The 16,433-nt window shown below is 58.2% G+C and carries 16 protein-coding genes; 6 read left to right on the forward strand and 10 right to left on the reverse strand.

Translation table 11 applies throughout. The features are described 5' to 3' along the window. Window positions 1-31: 31 nt before the first annotated feature. The 6 genes from accD to EPG66_RS09330 all read right to left on the reverse strand — a co-directional run bounded on the left by accD (window position 32) and on the right by EPG66_RS09330 (window position 5,868). Complete coding sequence (gene accD, locus EPG66_RS09305; protein WP_031590594.1) at window positions 32-946, reverse strand: acetyl-CoA carboxylase, carboxyltransferase subunit beta; 915 nt, start codon at window positions 944-946, stop codon at window positions 32-34. Between the two features lie 144 nt (window positions 947-1,090). Beyond that, a complete protein-coding gene (locus tag EPG66_RS09310; RefSeq protein WP_031590592.1) occupies window positions 1,091-1,753 on the reverse strand; it encodes a DedA family protein in 663 nt (220 codons plus the stop codon). A 29-nt stretch (window positions 1,754-1,782) separates the two neighbouring features. Then, window positions 1,783-2,586, reverse strand: a complete 804-nt coding sequence (gene truA, locus EPG66_RS09315; protein WP_008926481.1) for a tRNA pseudouridine(38-40) synthase TruA — start codon at window positions 2,584-2,586, stop codon at window positions 1,783-1,785. Between the two features lie 2 nt (window positions 2,587-2,588). After that, a complete protein-coding gene (locus EPG66_RS09320; protein ID WP_022625082.1) occupies window positions 2,589-3,596 on the reverse strand; it encodes an aspartate-semialdehyde dehydrogenase in 1,008 nt (335 codons plus the stop codon). A gap of 303 nt (window positions 3,597-3,899) precedes the next feature. After that, a complete protein-coding gene (gene pdxB / locus EPG66_RS09325) occupies window positions 3,900-5,033 on the reverse strand; it encodes a 4-phosphoerythronate dehydrogenase PdxB (protein ID WP_033788195.1) in 1,134 nt (377 codons plus the stop codon). Between the two features lie 55 nt (window positions 5,034-5,088). After that, window positions 5,089-5,868: an AraC family transcriptional regulator gene (locus EPG66_RS09330; RefSeq protein WP_039388431.1), complete on the reverse strand. Its 780-nt coding sequence runs from the start codon at window positions 5,866-5,868 to the stop codon at window positions 5,089-5,091. A gap of 97 nt (window positions 5,869-5,965) precedes the next feature. On the opposite strand from EPG66_RS09330, the gene EPG66_RS09335 reads away from it, so the two are divergent. After that, window positions 5,966-6,865, forward strand: coding sequence for a DMT family transporter (locus EPG66_RS09335; protein ID WP_069025230.1), 900 nt, complete (start codon window positions 5,966-5,968; stop codon window positions 6,863-6,865). Here EPG66_RS09335 and EPG66_RS09340 read toward each other — a convergent pair. Together EPG66_RS09340 and tctD are read right to left on the reverse strand one after the other, a co-directional pair. After that, complete coding sequence (locus tag EPG66_RS09340; protein WP_031590587.1) at window positions 6,846-8,234, reverse strand: sensor histidine kinase; 1,389 nt, start codon at window positions 8,232-8,234, stop codon at window positions 6,846-6,848. The two genes, EPG66_RS09335 and EPG66_RS09340, sit on opposite strands and share 20 nt — an antisense overlap. Next, a complete protein-coding gene (gene tctD, locus EPG66_RS09345) occupies window positions 8,225-8,896 on the reverse strand; it encodes a transcriptional regulator TctD (protein WP_064703773.1) in 672 nt (223 codons plus the stop codon). Before tctD ends, EPG66_RS09340 begins: the two co-directional genes overlap by 10 nt. A gap of 120 nt (window positions 8,897-9,016) precedes the next feature. Between tctD and EPG66_RS09350 the strand changes: the two genes are divergently transcribed. From EPG66_RS09350 to flk, 4 genes are all read left to right on the forward strand, one after another. Then, window positions 9,017-9,997 carry a tripartite tricarboxylate transporter substrate binding protein gene (locus EPG66_RS09350; RefSeq protein ID WP_182686612.1) on the forward strand — a complete coding sequence of 327 codons (981 nt, stop codon included), beginning with the start codon at window positions 9,017-9,019 and terminating at the stop codon, window positions 9,995-9,997. Window positions 9,998-10,009: 12 nt separating this feature from the next. Then, window positions 10,010-10,441: a tripartite tricarboxylate transporter TctB family protein gene (locus EPG66_RS09355; RefSeq protein WP_039388427.1), complete on the forward strand. Its 432-nt coding sequence runs from the start codon at window positions 10,010-10,012 to the stop codon at window positions 10,439-10,441. Between the two features lie 10 nt (window positions 10,442-10,451). Beyond that, window positions 10,452-11,957, forward strand: a complete 1,506-nt coding sequence (locus EPG66_RS09360; RefSeq protein ID WP_064703774.1) for a tripartite tricarboxylate transporter permease — start codon at window positions 10,452-10,454, stop codon at window positions 11,955-11,957. Window positions 11,958-12,070: 113 nt separating this feature from the next. Next, window positions 12,071-13,120: a flagella biosynthesis regulator Flk gene (gene flk / locus EPG66_RS09365; RefSeq protein ID WP_069025232.1), complete on the forward strand. Its 1,050-nt coding sequence runs from the start codon at window positions 12,071-12,073 to the stop codon at window positions 13,118-13,120. A gap of 1 nt (window position 13,121) precedes the next feature. On the opposite strand, the gene EPG66_RS09370 is transcribed toward flk, so the two are convergent. Then, the gene (locus tag EPG66_RS09370) at window positions 13,122-13,565 is read right to left on the reverse strand and encodes a rhodanese-like domain-containing protein (protein ID WP_031590582.1); all 444 of its coding nucleotides are present in this window, start codon (window positions 13,563-13,565) and stop codon (window positions 13,122-13,124) included. An 87-nt stretch (window positions 13,566-13,652) separates the two neighbouring features. On the opposite strand from EPG66_RS09370, the gene pdxR reads away from it, so the two are divergent. Next, window positions 13,653-15,077 carry a MocR-like pyridoxine biosynthesis transcription factor PdxR gene (gene pdxR, locus EPG66_RS09375; RefSeq protein WP_115757941.1) on the forward strand — a complete coding sequence of 475 codons (1,425 nt, stop codon included), beginning with the start codon at window positions 13,653-13,655 and terminating at the stop codon, window positions 15,075-15,077. Between the two features lie 84 nt (window positions 15,078-15,161). Here the strand turns inward: pdxR and fabB are convergent, their stop codons facing one another. Further along, the gene (gene fabB / locus EPG66_RS09380; protein WP_010257968.1) at window positions 15,162-16,382 is read right to left on the reverse strand and encodes a beta-ketoacyl-ACP synthase I; all 1,221 of its coding nucleotides are present in this window, start codon (window positions 16,380-16,382) and stop codon (window positions 15,162-15,164) included. Between the last annotated feature and the right edge of the window lie 51 nt (window positions 16,383-16,433).

The following is a 16,433-nucleotide window of genomic DNA, read 5'->3' on the forward strand; positions in this document are numbered from 1 at the left end:
AGGTGCTTTGGACGCACCTCTCTATCTCCTGTCAGGCCTCGTTGCTTTCCGATTCAGTCGTCGCCGGAGCGGACTGTTCACCGTCATGCAGCGGTGCCGGCAGGTTCATCATTTTTGCCAGCAGGCTTGCCAGTTTGTAGCGCATTTCCGGACGGCGAATGATCATATCAATCGCGCCCTTTTCAATCAGGAACTCACTGCGCTGGAAGCCCGGCGGCAGTTTTTCACGCACGGTCTGCTCAATAACGCGTGGGCCGGCAAAGCCGATCAGTGCTTTAGGTTCCGCGATATTGAGGTCGCCCAGCATGGCAAAACTGGCCGAAACGCCACCCATGGTCGGGTCAGTCAGCACGGAAATGTAAGGCAGACCACGCTCACGCATTTTTGCCAGCGCCGCACTGGTTTTCGCCATCTGCATCAGCGACTGCAGCGCTTCCTGCATACGCGCCCCGCCGCTGGCGGAGAAGCAGATCAGCGGGCAGTTATCTTCTAACGCCTGCTCGACCGCACGTACAAAACGCGCACCGACCACTGAGCCCATTGAACCGCCCATAAAGGCAAATTCAAAGGCTGCCGCAACAACCGGCATGCCGTGCAGCTGACCTTTCATGACCACCAGCGCATCTTTCTCACCGGTGTCTTTCTGGGCCGCTACCAGACGATCTTTGTACTTTTTGGAGTCACGGAACTTGAGCAGATCTTTAGGTTCAAGTTCACTACCCAGCTCAACCATCGTGCCCTGATCGAGGACACTGCCGAGGCGCTCACGGGCGTGCATACGCATGTGATGGTCACACTTCGGGCAGACCTCAAGATTACGCTCCAGCTCGGCGCGGTAGAGAACCTGACCACAGCTGTCACACTTGGTCCAGACCCCTTCCGGGATACTGGCTTTGCGCACAGGCGTTCCGGTGCTTTTATTAAGAATGCGTTCAATCCAGCTCATTGATGACCTTTCTGTTTAAAACTGACCTGGTCCAGTCGTCTTGATACTGCTGAAAACCGCTTCAGCAGACGGTAAATGTCGCTCATTAAACCACAACCTGTTCAGACTGTGGATAAAAATCTGGTCTTACCCCTGAGCGCAGCCTTACGGCTGCTTCTGCTGCTTAGCCTGACGGCGATGACGCCAGACTTCAATCACACCTGGCAGAATCGAGACCAGGATAATGCCCACAATCAGCAGCTTCAGGTTTTCCTGCACCACCGGCAGATCGCCAAACAGGTAACCGGCATAGGAGAACAGCAGCACCCAGAGCAGCGCACCCGTTACGTTGAACAGCGCGAAGTGGCGATAGGACATATGGCCCATACCGGCAACAAACGGCGCAAAGGTTCGCACGATCGGCACGAAGCGCGCCAGGATAATGGTTTTTCCGCCATGACGGGCATAAAACGCATGGGTTTTATCCAGATAGCTGCGACGGAAAATCTTCGAGTTCGGATTACTGAACAACCGTTCGCCAAACAGGCGGCCAATGGTGTAGTTCACTGCATCGCCCAGAACCGCGGCCACCACTAATAATGCCACCATCACATGCACATTAAGATCGTTACCCGGCAACGCCGCCAGTGCGCCCGCCACAAACAGCAACGAGTCACCCGGCAGGAAGGGCGTCACCACCAGACCGGTTTCGCAGAACAAAATCAGGAACAAAATAGCGTAAATCCAGATACCGTACTGTGCAACCAGTTCGGCAAGATGCACATCAATGTGCAGAATAAAATCAACCAGAAAATGGAGAAACTCCATGGCGCGCCCTTTTAAGTCCTGAAAGTGAATTAATCCGCGAGGAACAACGGTCCCATCGACGGCTGTGGTAACGCAAAGTGGGATGGGTAATCCACCGCCACCAGATACAACCCCTCTGCCCGGGCTGTGGCTGCGGCTAATGTCCGATCCTTCGCCGCCAGCAGCGTTGCCATCCATGACTCCGGCTTATTGCCGCAGCCTATCTCCATCAGGCTGCCCACGATATTGCGCACCATGTGATGCACAAAGGCGTTGGCTTTGATATCCACAATCACGTAGGGACCCTGACGCGTTACGTTGAGGTGAATCACGTTGCGCCACGGTGTACGCGACTGGCACTGCACCGCGCGGAATGAGGTGAAATCATTCTCGCCTAACAAACACTGTCCGGCGCGCTGCATCTTCTCCGCATCCAGTGGATGGTAAAAGTGCGTCACGCCCTGCGCCAGCACCGCCGGACGCAGACGCTGGTTGTAGATCAGGTAGCGATAGCGTCGGGCCGTGGCGCTGAAGCGGGCATGGAATTCATCCGGCACCGCTTTCACCCAGCGCACCGCAATATCCGGCGGCAGATTGGCGTTGACGCCCAGCGTCCAGGCGCCATCAGGCCGCTGCGAAGTGGTCTCGAAATGGACCACCTGCCCCGTCCCGTGTACGCCTGCATCGGTGCGGCCAGCACAAAAAATACTGACCGGATGATCGGCGACTTTCGACAGCGCGCGCTCTACCTTTTCCTGCACGCTGCGGACTTCATTCTGACGCTGCCAGCCGTAGTAACGGCTGCCGTCATACTCGATGCCGAGCGCCAGTTTTTGCGTCTGACCATCGGACATGGTTACAGATACTCCTGAACCAGTTTCTCAGCGGTTTTCACCGCCATCAGCGCGCCGCCAAAACGAATGTTGTCCGCCACTGACCAGAACTGCAGCAGTTCCGGGATACCGTAGTCGTTGCGCACAGCGCCGATGCTCAGTTCGCCGTTGCCTGAGGCATCCGTGACCGGCGTCGGCACTTCATCCTCTTCGCTCAGACGAATATCTGACGCCAGCGCCAGTTCGGCACGCGCTTCTTCAGCAGAGAGCGGGCGCAGGTTTTCGATATGCACAATCTGCGCATTACCGTAGAACACCGGAGCCTGTACGCTGCTGACCGCAATCGGTAAGCCTTCATCCTGCAATACCTTACGCACCTGATCAATCAGGCGACGCTCACTCTCCACGCTGCCTTCTGCGTCGGCCTGTTGTGGCATCAGGTTAAACGCCAGCTGACGACCAAAATGGTGTTCATCGGCCGGAATACCGTTCAGCAGACGGGCACTTTCCCCGGCCAGCGCATCCACAGCCACTTTGCCGTAGCTGGAGACTGAGATCAGGTTAGTCACCTGTAAACGACTCAATCCGGCCGCATCCACCAGCGGTTTAATTGCGGTCAGCAGCTGGCTTACCAGGTTGTCCGCCACGCTGATGATGTTGCGATTGCGATAATCTGCCAGCACCTGCGGATTCACATCCGGCACCACCAGCGGCACATCGGGTTCCAGCGCAAACAGCTCGCTGCTGTCGATTACCAGACAACCGGCATTGGCCGCTTCATCGGCAAAGCGCGCCGAGGCGTCACGTCCCGCCACGAAAAAGGCCAGCTGCGCCTGTGACCAGTCGAACGTCTCCGCATTTTCGACCCGCACCGAGCGGCCTTCGAAACGTTTGATTTCGCCTGCGCTGTTTTCGCTGGCCAGCAAATATAATTCACCAACCGGGAACTGGCGTTCCGCCAGCAGTTCCAGTACAGCGTTCCCTACTGCGCCTGTCGCGCCAAGTAGCGCAATATTCCAGCCGTCAGACATGTTGGTTTACTCCAGACAATGACATAAAAACAGAAGGCGGTGATATTCACCGCCCAGGGATTCAGATTTATCCCCGTCGTCTTTCACGTTGCATCTTTGTTGGCTGCGTTCACTCACCCGAATCACTTACGTGAGTAAGCTCATCGGGATTCGTTCTCTTGCCGCCTCAATGCAACCCGAAATCCATTGGGTATATCCCCCCCAGAACCCGCCGTCATGCAGACATGCCAGCAGCGCGTGCCTTCCGTTCACTGATTAATTCAGTGCGGAAACCGCGCCAGGGCGCCTGACCTGCAGCGCCCGCTATTCCGGGGAGATGATTGCGTTAAAGCCCAGCTGGTTCAGCAGCTCAGCGGTTGTGGCGTCATCGCAGTTCACCTGCAGCGATGACCACTCGCGGCGCTCCTGATACTGCTTGCGCAGGCGATCAAACTCGCCGGGTTTCGCCGCCACTTTACGCAGGGGGGCATCATCGCGGCGCACATCATACACCAGATGCGCCAGGCGTTTCAGCGTTGGCTGATCCAGCGGGCCATTCAGGGTGATTTCACTGAATTCCGGCACCGGCAGTAAGGTGCTGAGCGGCACCTGCTGCGGCTGACCAATAAAGTCGCACCAGGCTTCAAACACCTGGGTGGTGCCGCGCGCTTTGCCTTCCAGCGTGTAGCCCGCGATGTGCGGCGTGGCGATATCGACCTTATCCAGCAGCGCCAGCGACAGATCCGGCTCCGGCTCCCAGACATCCAGCACGACGCTAAGATCGTGCCGCATTTTCAGCACCTCCAGCAGCGCGCTGTTGTCCACCACCGGGCCGCGACAGGCGTTGATCAGGATAGTATTAGGCTTTAGCGCCATCAGCAGCGCCGCATCCGCCAGGTGCCAGCTTTTATACGGGCCCTCTTTAAACAGCGGCGTATGGAACGTCAGAATATCAGCCTGCTCTGTCACGGCCTCCAGCGACAGGAAATCCCCCTCGTCACCGCGATCTGCGCGCGGCGGATCGCACAGCAGGGTTTTGATGCCCCAGGCCTCAAGACGCTTTTGCAGTCGCCCACCGACGTTACCGACGCCAACGATGCCGACAGTGCGGTCACGCAGCTGGAAACCATCGCGTTCCGCCAGCAGCAGCAGCGCAGAGAAAACATATTCCACCACCGCAATGGCGTTACAGCCGGGTGCGGCAGAGAACGCAATGCCCGCCTGCTGCAGCCAGTTCTCGTCGACATGATCGGTGCCCGCCGTGGCGGTTCCGACAAATTTCACCGGCTTTCCTGCCAGCAGGGCCTCATTAACCTGGGTGACTGAGCGCACCATCAGGCCATCGGCATCGGCCAGTTCAGCCACCGGCAGCGGACGCCCCGGCACCGCGACCACGTCGCCGGTGCGGCTGAATAGCTCACGGGCATAAGGCATATTTTCATCGACCAGAATTTTCACCACGGCTTTCCTGTCAGTTACATATCAGGCAATTATTCTGGCACAAAGCGACGCGTTAGCCTAACCGTGCACGGTAGCGTTCGGGCGTGGTTCCCGCCTGTTGCTGGAACATCACAATCAGTGCCGAAGCTGAACTGTATCCCAGCTCATGGGCGATGCTCTGCACGCTTTTCCCCTGCTCCAGCAGCACAATGGCGCGCAGAAACCGCAGCCGCTGCCGCCACTCGCCAAAGGTCATATGAAGCTGCTGCTGGCAGCGCCGCGCCAGCGTCCGTTCGGTGGTAAAGACCCGCGCCGCCCAGCCTGCCAGCGTGGTGTTATCGCCCGGATGTGCTTCCAGCGCATGTAACACCGGCGCGAGAAACTTATCGTCAGAGGTGGGCAGATAACTCTCCTGTACCTGCGCCAGCTGCAGGCGATCGCGCAGCACCTCGCACAGCCGCCACTGCGCATCCGTTTCGGGTTGCTCGATTTGCTGCTCAGCAAACTCATCCATAATGGCATGTGCAATGGGATCGACCAGCAGCAGGCAGGCGCGCCGGGGCAGATCGGCGCATAACGGGGCCGCCAGATTAAAAGTACGGAACTGTGCCTGACGATGGTTATAGCTACTGTGAAGCTGACCCGGAGGGATCCAGACCGGAATATCTGCCGGTGTCAGCAATCGTTCACCCTCGACCTGCATCTCCAGTACGTGGCTTTTCACCATAATCAGCTGACCCCAGGCATGCGCATGCGGCAGATATTCGGTGCGGGCATTGGCCTGTTCGTAACGCATAAAGTAGCGCAGCTGCGGCGCGTCAGGGGGCGGCTGGTAGATCACTTTCAGGGTCATTCTGTCCGCTCCACAACTAATTTTGTCCGATATTAACTATCTGAATAAATCCGGACAAGCGTACACTGCGCCTCATTATGGCGTGTGGAGAGTCAGCATGTTTATCCTGTACCCGCTCTTTGCGGTAATAATCTGGTCGATCAACTCAATTGTCAGCAAACTCTCGGCGGATGCGATCGATCCGGCGGCAATCTCATTCTACCGCTGGTTACTGGCGCTGCTGGTGCTGACGCCCTTTGTGCTGCCCGGCGTCTGGCGCACGCGTCAGGCCATTAAACCGCACCTCTGGCGGCTGGCGATCCTTGGCCTGCTCGGCATGGTGCTCTATCAGAGCCTCGCCTACTACGCAGCACACAGTGTCAGTGCACTCTTTATGGGCATTATCGGCGCCCTCATCCCCCTGCTCACCGTGCTGCTGAGCGTGGTGATCCTGCGGATTGCGCCGACGCTCGGCATCCTGCTCGGCAGCATCATCTCCTTTACCGGTCTGGTGTGGCTGGTCAGTGAGGGCAACGTGATGCAACTGCTGAATCATGGTCTGGGCAAAGGTGAACTGCTGATGCTGGCCGCCTCCGCCGCCTATGCGCTGTATGGCGTGCTGACACGGCGCTGGGCGCTGCCACTGCCGATCTGGCAAAGCCTGTATGTACAGATTTTATTCGGTGTCGTGCTGCTGCTGCCTGGTTTTCTGCTGGCTCCCGAGGTAGCGCTTAACCGGCACAACCTGCCACTGGTCGCCTTTGCCGGTCTGTTTGCTTCGATCATCGCGCCGTTCCTGTGGATCCACGGCGTACAGCGTCTGGGTGCCAGCACCACCAGTATCTTTATGAATCTGATCCCGGTATTTACCGCGGTGATCGCGGTGATCTTCCTGCATGAGCAACTACACAGTTACCACTGGATTGGCGGCGGTCTGACGCTTGGCGGTGTAATACTGGCGCAGCGGCTGCGCGCACCGCTCACCCGAACAAAACCGGTCAACCTGCGTCGGCTGTAAACCATACCGTCACGCGCAGCCCGCCCAGTTGCGGGCTGCGATCCAGCTGCATACGGGCACCATGCCAGGCACAGATATCCTGTACCAGCGCCAGCCCAATGCCGGCACCCGGCTGCACGCCGACATTATCCAGCCGCTGAAAGGGCTGTAACGCCTTCAACTGCTCTGCCCCGGAAATGCCTGGCCCGTTGTCCTCGATTTCCAGCTTTCCCGCCACCACCCGCGCGGTAACGATACCGTGATGCGGAGTATATTTAATGGCGTTGTCCAGCAGGTTGGCACACAGCTCGCCGAGCAGCACGCCGTCCCCGATCACCTCACTGCTCTCATCGCCCTCATAGCCGAGATCGATTTGTCGGGTGCGCGCCGCCGTGTAACGGCTGAGACAGGCTTCACGCACGATGACCGCCAGATCGACCCGCATCATTGGCTTATCTTCACCGTGACGTGCCTTGATACGCGCCAGCTGCAGCAGCCGATCGGTGAGTAAGATGGTCTCATCCAGTGTATGACGCATACCATGAAGACTCTCCTGCCACTGCTCGGGTCGTTCACTGCTGAGCGCCACGCTCACCTGGGTTTTGAGGATAGTGAGCGGTGTGCGCAACTGATGTGCTGCGTCTGCGCTGAAGCGATCCTGACGCGCCAGCAGGCCGCGCAAACGCTCCAGATAGCGGTTAAAGGCGATGATCAGTGGTTGCAGTTCTGACCATGGCAGCGAGGGCAACGGGGTTAATTCTCCGCCGTCGCGCTGTAATACAATCCGTGACAGACGCCGCAGCGGGCGTAACACCCGACGCAGCATCAGGCTGGCCAGCAGCAACGTCATCAGCACCAGCCCGCTCTGGCTGATCAGCGCGGTACGCATCAGCCCGCGGGCAAACTCCTGGCGTGAATTGACCGTTTCCGCCACCAGTACCAGCGCCATACCGTCGACGCCCGCCTCGCTCACCGGTTGCCACAGTGCCGCTACCCGAATGCGATGCTGGTGATAACGCCCGTCATAAAAGTGCACCAGCGCCGGGTAAGCGGTCGACATTTCGCTGGCGGGGGGGATCGGCGGCAGGTCGTCGTAACCGGACAGCGTCTTTCCCTGTGGGGAGATCACCTGATAAAATAACTGGTCATTCATGTTGCGTTCGAAACTGTCCAGCACCACCCAGGGAACATCGACTTCCAGATGATGCTGGCGCACTACCAGCCGTTCTGCCACGGTGCGCGCCGAGGCCAGCAGCGAGCGATCGTACGCCTGATTAGCGGCCGCCAGCCCGCTCTGATAATGGGTGTAAACCGACAGCGCCCACAGCAGCAGCAGCGGCAGGCCGAGCCAGGCGAGCAGCTCGCCGCGCAGTGAATGGATCAACCGCACGGCAGCGTTTCCAGGCTGTAACCGAGTCCGCGTAACGTCACGATGGCGACATCGCTGCCCGCCAGTTTTTTCCGCACCCGATGGACATACAGTTCAATACTCTCCGGGCTGGCCTCATCCGCCAGGCTAAAAGTCTGTTCATACAGATGCTGACGGGAAACCGGCCGGCCGTGGCGCTGCATCAGCGTAGTCAGAATGCTCGATTCACGCGGCGTCAGCGCCAGCGACCGGTCGCCCAGCATGAAATAGCCTTCGCCATCCAGCACCAGCTGGCCCAGCGACTGCGTTTGCGCAGCCTGGTTCTGGCTGCGCCGCAGCAGCGCCCGTAGCCGCGCTTCCAGTTCATCCAGTTCAAAAGGCTTGGTCAGGTAGTCATCCGCCCCGAGGTTCAGGCCGCGAACCCGATCGTCCAGCGCACTGCGCGCTGTCAGCAGCAAAACGGGCACGCTCTGTCCGCGTCGCCGCAACCGCGTCAGCACCTCCAGCCCATCGATGCGCGGCAGTGAGACGTCCAGCACGACCAGCGCATAGGCTTCACACTGCAAGGCGTGATCGGCGGCGATACCATCTGCCACCCAGTCAACGGCAAAGCCTTTTTGCGTCAGCGCTTTTTGCAGCCAGCGCGCCAGGTCAGCCGTATCTTCTACCAGTAAGAGACGCATATCACATCCTGTCATTAAATCCGGGCAGTGAAAGGTAAATGAAAGGTAATTGTTTTAACAATTCAGCAACGCCAATAGTTCGGCAGCAATCACACTCTGGAAGAATGAATGGAGCCTACGATGAAAAAAATAATCCATACCGCCCTGACTACCGCTCTGCTGGCACTGATGTTGCCTGCTGCAACCGCCGCCGACGGTCCAGGCCGTACTGAATGTATTGCACCGGCCAAACCGGGTGGCGGTTTTGACCTCACCTGTAAGTTGTTGCAGGTTTCGCTGCAGGAAACCAAACAGATTGAGACGCCGATGCGCGTCACCTATATGCCCGGCGGCGTCGGCGCGGTTGCCTATAACGCAATTATTGCCCAGCGCCCGGCTGAAGCCGGCACGGTAGTCGCCTTCTCGGGCGGCTCGCTGCTGAATCTGTCGCAGGGAAAATTTGGCCGCTACTCAGTTGATGACGTGAAGTGGCTGGCAGCGGTGGGCACTGATTACGGCATGGTAGCAGTCCGTGAGGATGCACCGTGGAAAAACCTCGGTGAACTGATGGCGGCGATGAAAGCGGATCCAACCAAAGTGGTAGTCGGAGCCGGGGCTTCTATCGGCAGCCAGGACTGGATGAAAACAGCGCTTCTGGCACGAGAAGCCGGTATCGATCCACGCAAGATGCGCTATGTCGCCTTTGAAGGCGGCGGAGAGCCGGTGACGGCACTGCTCGGCAATCATATTCAGGTGGTCTCCGGCGACATGAGTGAAATGGTACCGCATCTGCAGGGCGGCAAAATGCGGGTACTGGCGGTCATGTCTGATCAGCGCCTGCCGGGCCAGCTGGCACAGGTACCTACCGCCAAAGAACAAGGCTTCAATATCGTCTGGCCGATTATTCGCGGCTACTACCTCGGACCCAAAGTCAGCGACGCCGATTATCAGTGGTGGGAGCAGGCCTTCAAAAAAATGGTGGATACCCCGGAATTCAAAAAGCAGCGTGATATGCGTGGGCTGTTCGAATTCAACCTGTTCGGACAGGAACTCGACAGCTACGTGAAAAAGCAGGTGGCGGATTACCGTGAGCAGGCAAAATCATTTGGCCTGGCCAAATAACAGGAGCACATCATGAGCGATCGTATTTTTGCGGGCCTGTGGCTGGCGCTCTGTCTTGGCGGCATGGTGGTGGCCTGGCAAATTCAGAGCGAATACAGCTATGAGCCGGTAGGGCCGCGGCCCTTCCCGATGGCGATTCTCGGCCTGATGGCGATCTGTGCCCTGCTGATGCTGTTCCGTAAACCCGACACCATTCACTGGCCTTCACGCAGCACGCTGAAACGGCTGGTCGCGCTGGCGCTGATGATGCTGCTGTATGGCTGGTTTTTTGAAACACTGGGCTTTGCCATCTGCACCACCCTGCTGACCTTCGGTATCGGTCTGCTGTTTGGCGCGCGCTGGTGGGCAGCAGCGCTGGCCGGGCTGGTGATGGGCAGCACGCTGTTTTACGCCTTTGATCGCCTGCTGGAAGTAACCCTTCCGGTCGGCAGCTGGCTGAGTTAAGGAGAGCATCATGGATACCTGGTCCTTTTTAATGCAGGGCTTTGCCGTCGCCATGACGCCAGAGAACCTGCTGATTGCCCTGATTGGCTGCTTTATCGGCACCATCGTCGGCCTGCTGCCGGGTCTTGGCCCGATTAACGGCGTGGCGATTCTGATGCCGCTGGCCTTTGCGCTGCACTTACCGGCGGAATCTGCGCTGATTCTGCTGGCAACGGTCTACATCGGTTGTGAATATGGCGGACGTATCTCCTCTATCCTGCTTAACGTACCCGGTGACGCCGGCGCAATCATGACTGCGCTGGATGGCTATCCGATGGCACAACAGGGCAAGGCGGGCGTCGCTCTGTCGATTTCGGCGGTCAGCTCCTTTATCGGTTCTACGATTGCCATTATCGGCATTATTCTGTTCGCTCCGCTGCTGGCAAGCTGGTCGCTGGCCTTTGGTCCGGCAGAATATTTTGCCCTGATGGTGTTCGCTATCGCCTGTCTTGGCAGCATGATGAGCCATAATCCGCTGAAATCGTTCCTCGCCGCGTTGATTGGGCTTGGAATGGCCACGGTGGGCGTTGATGCCAATACCGGCGTCTACCGCTTTACCTTTGACAGCGTTCATCTTTCCGACGGCATTCAGTTTGTGGTGGTGGTGATTGGCCTGTTCTCGGTCAGTGAAATTCTGCTGATGCTGGAGTCGACCAGCGGCGGGCAGAAAGCGGTTCGGGCCAGCGGACGCATGATGTTCAATATGAAAGAAGCGGCAATGGTGACCGGCGCCACGCTGCGTTCCTCTTTCATTGGTTTCTTCGTCGGGGTGCTGCCGGGTGCCGGTGCAACCATTGCCAGCGCCATCGCCTATATGACCGAGAAGAAGATCAGCGGCAGCGATCAATTTGGTAAAGGCGATATTCGCGGTGTGGCTGCGCCGGAAGCAGCAAACAACGCTTCCGCCTGTGGATCCTTTATCCCGATGCTGACGCTGGGGATCCCCGGCTCGGGCACGACTGCGGTGATGGTCGGCGCGTTGACGTTGTATAACATCACGCCAGGACCGGCGATGTTTGTTGAACAGCCTGATATCGTCTGGGGTCTGATTGCCGCTCTGTTAATCGGCAACGTGATGCTGTTGATCATGAATATCCCGATGATCAACGTTTTCGCCCGTATGCTGACCATTCCACTCTGGTTCCTGGTACCGGCAATCGCCGCCATCTCGGCCGTTGGTGTTTACGCGGTACACAGCACCACCTTCGATCTGCTGTTGATGGTCGGGCTGGGGATCTTCGGCTATATCCTGCGTAAGATGGATTTTCCGATGTCGCCATTGATTCTGGGCTTTGTGCTGGGTGAAATGCTGGAGCAGAACCTGCGTCGTGCGCTGTCGATCAGCAACGGGAATATGGTCATCCTGTGGGAAAGCCTGATTTGCAAAGTACTGCTGGTGCTGGCGATTGCCGTGCTGGTCGTGCCGCCAGTCTGGAAACGCTGGCGTCGTCATCGTCTGAAGCTGGCAGAAGAGTAAATCTCCCGCCGAAACGCGTGCGCCCCCGTGGGATTTCCCGGGGGCTTTTGCTATCATGGCCTATTCATTTTCCGGCGCACCCCACGCTGTTCTGTTTTCCCAAGGAATCCGCCATGCAACCACTCAGCGGCCCCGGTGTGCCGGTCGGCGATCGTTCATCTGTCAATCCACAAACTGGCGTAACGCGTCACGGTTCAGTGGCCGGTGAACAGCCCCTATCCCCTGCGCAGCGCACGACGTTAGAACGCCTGATCGTGCGTATCTCATCGCTCAGTAATCTTAAAGCGCCTGAACTGTGGGCGGGTGTACGCCATGAAGTGGGCGTAAAGAGTGAAGCAGAGTTGCAGTCGCGTCATTTTCCGGCAGCGGAACAGTACCTTAATGGCCGCCTTACGCAGACGCAAAATGGGCATGCCACACGCCAGCTGATGACCCAGCTCACCGATCTGCTGCCGAAAGGGAATAACCGTCAGGCCGTCAGCGATTTTATCCGTCAGCAATTTGGTCAGACCGTACTGAGCGCGCTGAGCCAGGATCAGCTGCGCCAGGTGCTGACGATGCTGCAGAACGGGCAGATGACGATTCCTCAGCCGCAGCAGATCCGCGTCAGCGATCGCACGCTGCTGCCTGCCGAGCACCATACGCTGAATCAGCAGGTGGTACGCCTGGCCGCTGCCACTGGCGAATCCACCGGTAAGCTGTGGACGGCTGCGCTGAAACTGGTGAATCTGACCAGCGGTGATCCCATCCCGTCGCGCCACTTCCCGCTGCTGACCCAGTATCTGCAGGTGCGTCAGACGCTGAGTCAGCACAGCGCACCGACGCTGCAATTGCTGGAAGCGTCCCTGAAACAGCCGCTTGATCAGCAGGAGCGGCAGCAACTGGAGGACTACAGCCAGCAGCGTTTTCAGGCGACACCGCAGACGGTGCTCACCGTAACGCAGACCCAGGATTTGCTGAACTTCCTGTTCAGCCGTCGCGCCGACCGGGCAGAAAAACTTCCCGAACAGCCGCTGGCTGCCAGCGAGATTAAACCGCAGCCGATCTGGTCGCCCTTTGTCGCCTCGCTGCCGCCCGCGATTCAGCCTCTGGCAGAACGTCCCCTGCTGGGTTTCTTTGTCGCACTGGTCGTCATCACCCTTTTACTCTGGCTGGTCCTCTGAGTTAACAGCCACAGAATGCTTTGGGCGCGGCGACTGGCCATTCACCCGGAGCATCACCCCAGGTCAGCGGATGACCGTCACGTTTCCAGAAATCCAGCCCGCCAATCAACTCCTTCACCTGAAATCCCAGCGAGGCCAGTTTCCAGGCCGCTTTTGTCGAGCCGTTACAGCCAATGCCGTCACAATACGTGACATAAACTTTGCTGCGCTCGAGCCGGGCCGTGGTAGTGGCATCCATCTCGCGATGCGGAAAGCTGATCGCGCCGCAAATATGCCCGGCGCGATAAGCCTCCGGCGCGCGGGCATCAATTACCACGATATCCGGGATTTGCCGCTCCAGATCTTCCGCCAGATCCCAGGCGTCGGTGTAAAAAGCGAGTTTTGCCTGCAGATAGTCGTGGCTTTGCTGCGGGGTGGCGGCCGGAATGCGTAAAACCGATGACATAGTGATTCTCCTGTTGTGGTGAGTCTGCAGTTTACGGCAAAGTGGACTGCTTACTGATACCCATTCTCCATCAGGTATAAGACCCATATGTCTGCTCCGTTACTACAACTTTTCCAGCATCAGACCAGTGGTGGCGTGCGCGAGCGGCTCTGCTCTACTTTGCGACTGGCGATCAACCGGCACCATCTGCATGCTGGTCAGCAGTTGCCGTCCAGTCGGCAGCTGGCGCAGGATCTGCGTCTGTCACGTGTGACGGTGGAAGCGGCCTACGGACAGCTGGAGAGTGAAGGCTATCTGCGACGCGAAACCGGTCGCGGTACTTTTGTTGCCATCATCATCCCCACCCACTCATCATCATTACCTGCCCGGCCTCAGCCCGTCCGTTTCTCGGCGCGGGGCCAGCAGGTACTGGCAACCGGTGGCTGTCAGGATCCCCCTTTTCCTCATGCGTTCGCCGCCGGTTCACCGGAGTTACGCGCTTTTCCCCACGACACCTGGCGACGCCTAGGCAGCAGCGTGCAGCGTTCACTGGGGAGCGCCGCAATGGGATATGGCGATCCCTGCGGCTACCTGCCGTTACGCAGCGCACTCGCGGATTATCTGGCGCTTTCCCGGGGCGTGGTATGCCAGCCGGAACAGGTGATCATTCTGACCAGTTCACAACAGGCACTGCAGTTACTGGCAATGATGTTCGTCGATCCCGGTGATGAGGTATGGATGGAGGAGCCGGGCTATCCTGGTGCGCGTAACGCCTTTCTGGCTGCCGGCGCACAGGTGCGCGGGATTGGGGTCGATGCCGAAGGTGCCATCCCCGCCAGCGGCAGTGCAAAGCTGATGTACCTGACGCCATCGCATCATTATCCTGGCGGCGTGACGCTGAGCCTGGCGCGACGCCTGGCGTGGCTGGACTGGGCGCAGTATAACCGGTGCTGGCTGATCGAAGACGATTATGACAGCGAATTTCACTACGACGAACGTCCTGTCCCTGCGCTACAGGGACTGGATCGCCATCAGCGGGTGATTACGCTGGGTACCTTCTCGAAGTCGCTGTTTCCCTCACTGCGGCTGGCCTGGATGGTGGTCCCGCCCGCGCTGATTACCCCCATAGGCCAGGCACGCAGCGTGCTGGATGGACACAGCGCCCTGCTGCCGCAGGCTGTCACCGCCGCCTTTCTGCAACAGGGACATTTCGCCAGCCATCTGCGGCTGATGCGTCAGCTCTATCGTAGCCGTCGCGATCTGCTGCTAACGCTAATCGCTCAGCAACTGTCGCCGTGGATCACGCCGATTGCCAGCGGCGGCGGGTTACAGGTAACTGTCAGATTGCAACAGGATGAAGCGCGATTAACCGCACTGGCGGCTCAACAGGGTCTGCTGCTGCCGCGTCTGAGCCCGCTCTATGCCGGGCCTTCGTCTCAGCAGGGCTGGATGCTGGGCTTTGCGGCACTGACGCCTGACGAGATTGTGGCAGGATGCGATACATTGCTGCGGCTGCTGCAGCGGGAGGGCTAAAACGGAGGTTTTAACGAGGTAAAGCGGATGGGCTGTAAAACAAAAGGGCCGGCAAGCCGGCCCTTCAGAGTGCTGACGTAATAATTACGCCTGATATTTACGCATGGTCAGCGTGGCGTTGGTGCCGCCAAAACCAAAGCTGTTAGACATCACGGTAGTCAGCTCTTTTTCCATCGGCTCAGTGACGATGTTCATACCAGTTGCTGCCGCGTCAAGCGAGGTGATGTTGATGCTTGGCGCGATAAAGCCATGCTCCAGCATCAGCAGCGAGTAGATCGCTTCCTGCACGCCAGCCGCACCCAGAGAGTGGCCGGTCATCGCTTTCGTTGCTGAGATGTATGGCGTGTTATCGCCAAAAACTTCACGAATCGCACCCAGCTCTTTCACATCACCCACCGGGGTAGAGGTTCCGTGACTGTTCAGATAGTCAATTGGGGTATCGACACCGTGCATCGCCATCTTCATGCAGCGCACTGCGCCTTCACCTGATGGAGCAACCATGTCTGCACCGTCTGAAGTGGCACCATAACCGACGATTTCGGCATAGATATGCGCACCACGTGCCAGCGCATGCTCCAGCTCTTCAACGACTACCATGCCACCGCCACCGGCGATAACAAAGCCGTCGCGCTCATTATCATAAGTGCGTGACGCTTTTTCAGGCGTGTCGTTGTAACGGGTAGAGAGCGCGCCCATGGCGTCGAACTCACAGGCCATTTCCCAGCACAGCTCTTCGCCGCCGCCCGCAAAAACGATATCCTGTTTGCCAAGCTGGATCTGCTCAACGGCGTTACCGATACAGTGCGCAGAGGTGGCACAGGCGGAGCTAATCGAGTAATTTACGCCATGAATTTTGAATGGCGTTGCGAGGCAGGCAGAGACGCCAGAGGCCATCGCTTTGGTGACCACATAAGGGCCAACCGCTTTCAGGCCGCGTGGGCTGCGCATTGCATCAGCACCAAATACCTGGAAACGAGGGGAGCCGCCGCCTGAACCCGCAATCAGACCCACACGTGGGTTGCTCTGATACGCTTCAGCGCTGAGGCCAGAATCTTTAATCGCTTCTTCCATGGAAAGATAAGCATAGATGGACGCATCACTCATAAAGCGCACAACTTTGCGATCGATGAGGCCGGTGGTATCTAATTTAACGTTACCCCAGACGTGACTACGCATGCCGGAATCTTTCATCTCTTCAGAAAAGGTGATGCCAGAGCGTCCTTCACGCAGAGATGACAGCACCTCCTGCTGGTTATTACCAATACTGGAAACGATCCCTAAGCCAGTAATCACAGCACGTTTCATTCAATCTTCCTCATCCACTTCTTCTTAATTGGCATGCACTCTAGCGTACAC

This window comes from Pantoea pleuroti (assembly GCF_014156615.1).
In the GTDB taxonomy this organism is placed as follows: domain Bacteria; phylum Pseudomonadota; class Gammaproteobacteria; order Enterobacterales; family Enterobacteriaceae; genus Pantoea; species Pantoea agglomerans.

Bases quoted from the DNA above. Each gene is read 5' to 3' on its own strand.
- flk (WP_069025232.1), top strand. From the start codon at position 12,071: ATGCAACCACTCAGCGGCCCCGGTGTGCCGGTCGGCGATCGTTCATCT.
- accD (WP_031590594.1), bottom strand. From the start codon at position 946: ATGAGCTGGATTGAACGCATTCTTAATAAAAGCACCGGAACGCCTGTG.
- EPG66_RS09370 (WP_031590582.1), bottom strand. From the start codon at position 13,565: ATGTCATCGGTTTTACGCATTCCGGCCGCCACCCCGCAGCAAAGCCAC.
- EPG66_RS09320 (WP_022625082.1), bottom strand. From the start codon at position 3,596: ATGTCTGACGGCTGGAATATTGCGCTACTTGGCGCGACAGGCGCAGTA.
- fabB (WP_010257968.1), bottom strand. From the start codon at position 16,382: ATGAAACGTGCTGTGATTACTGGCTTAGGGATCGTTTCCAGTATTGGT.
- EPG66_RS09335 (WP_069025230.1), top strand. From the start codon at position 5,966: ATGTTTATCCTGTACCCGCTCTTTGCGGTAATAATCTGGTCGATCAAC.
- EPG66_RS09330 (WP_039388431.1), bottom strand. From the start codon at position 5,868: ATGACCCTGAAAGTGATCTACCAGCCGCCCCCTGACGCGCCGCAGCTG.
- pdxR (WP_115757941.1), top strand. From the start codon at position 13,653: ATGTCTGCTCCGTTACTACAACTTTTCCAGCATCAGACCAGTGGTGGC.
- EPG66_RS09350 (WP_182686612.1), top strand. From the start codon at position 9,017: ATGAAAAAAATAATCCATACCGCCCTGACTACCGCTCTGCTGGCACTG.
- EPG66_RS09310 (WP_031590592.1), bottom strand. From the start codon at position 1,753: ATGGAGTTTCTCCATTTTCTGGTTGATTTTATTCTGCACATTGATGTG.
- EPG66_RS09360 (WP_064703774.1), top strand. From the start codon at position 10,452: ATGGATACCTGGTCCTTTTTAATGCAGGGCTTTGCCGTCGCCATGACG.
- truA (WP_008926481.1), bottom strand. From the start codon at position 2,586: ATGTCCGATGGTCAGACGCAAAAACTGGCGCTCGGCATCGAGTATGAC.
- tctD (WP_064703773.1), bottom strand. From the start codon at position 8,896: ATGCGTCTCTTACTGGTAGAAGATACGGCTGACCTGGCGCGCTGGCTG.
- EPG66_RS09355 (WP_039388427.1), top strand. From the start codon at position 10,010: ATGAGCGATCGTATTTTTGCGGGCCTGTGGCTGGCGCTCTGTCTTGGC.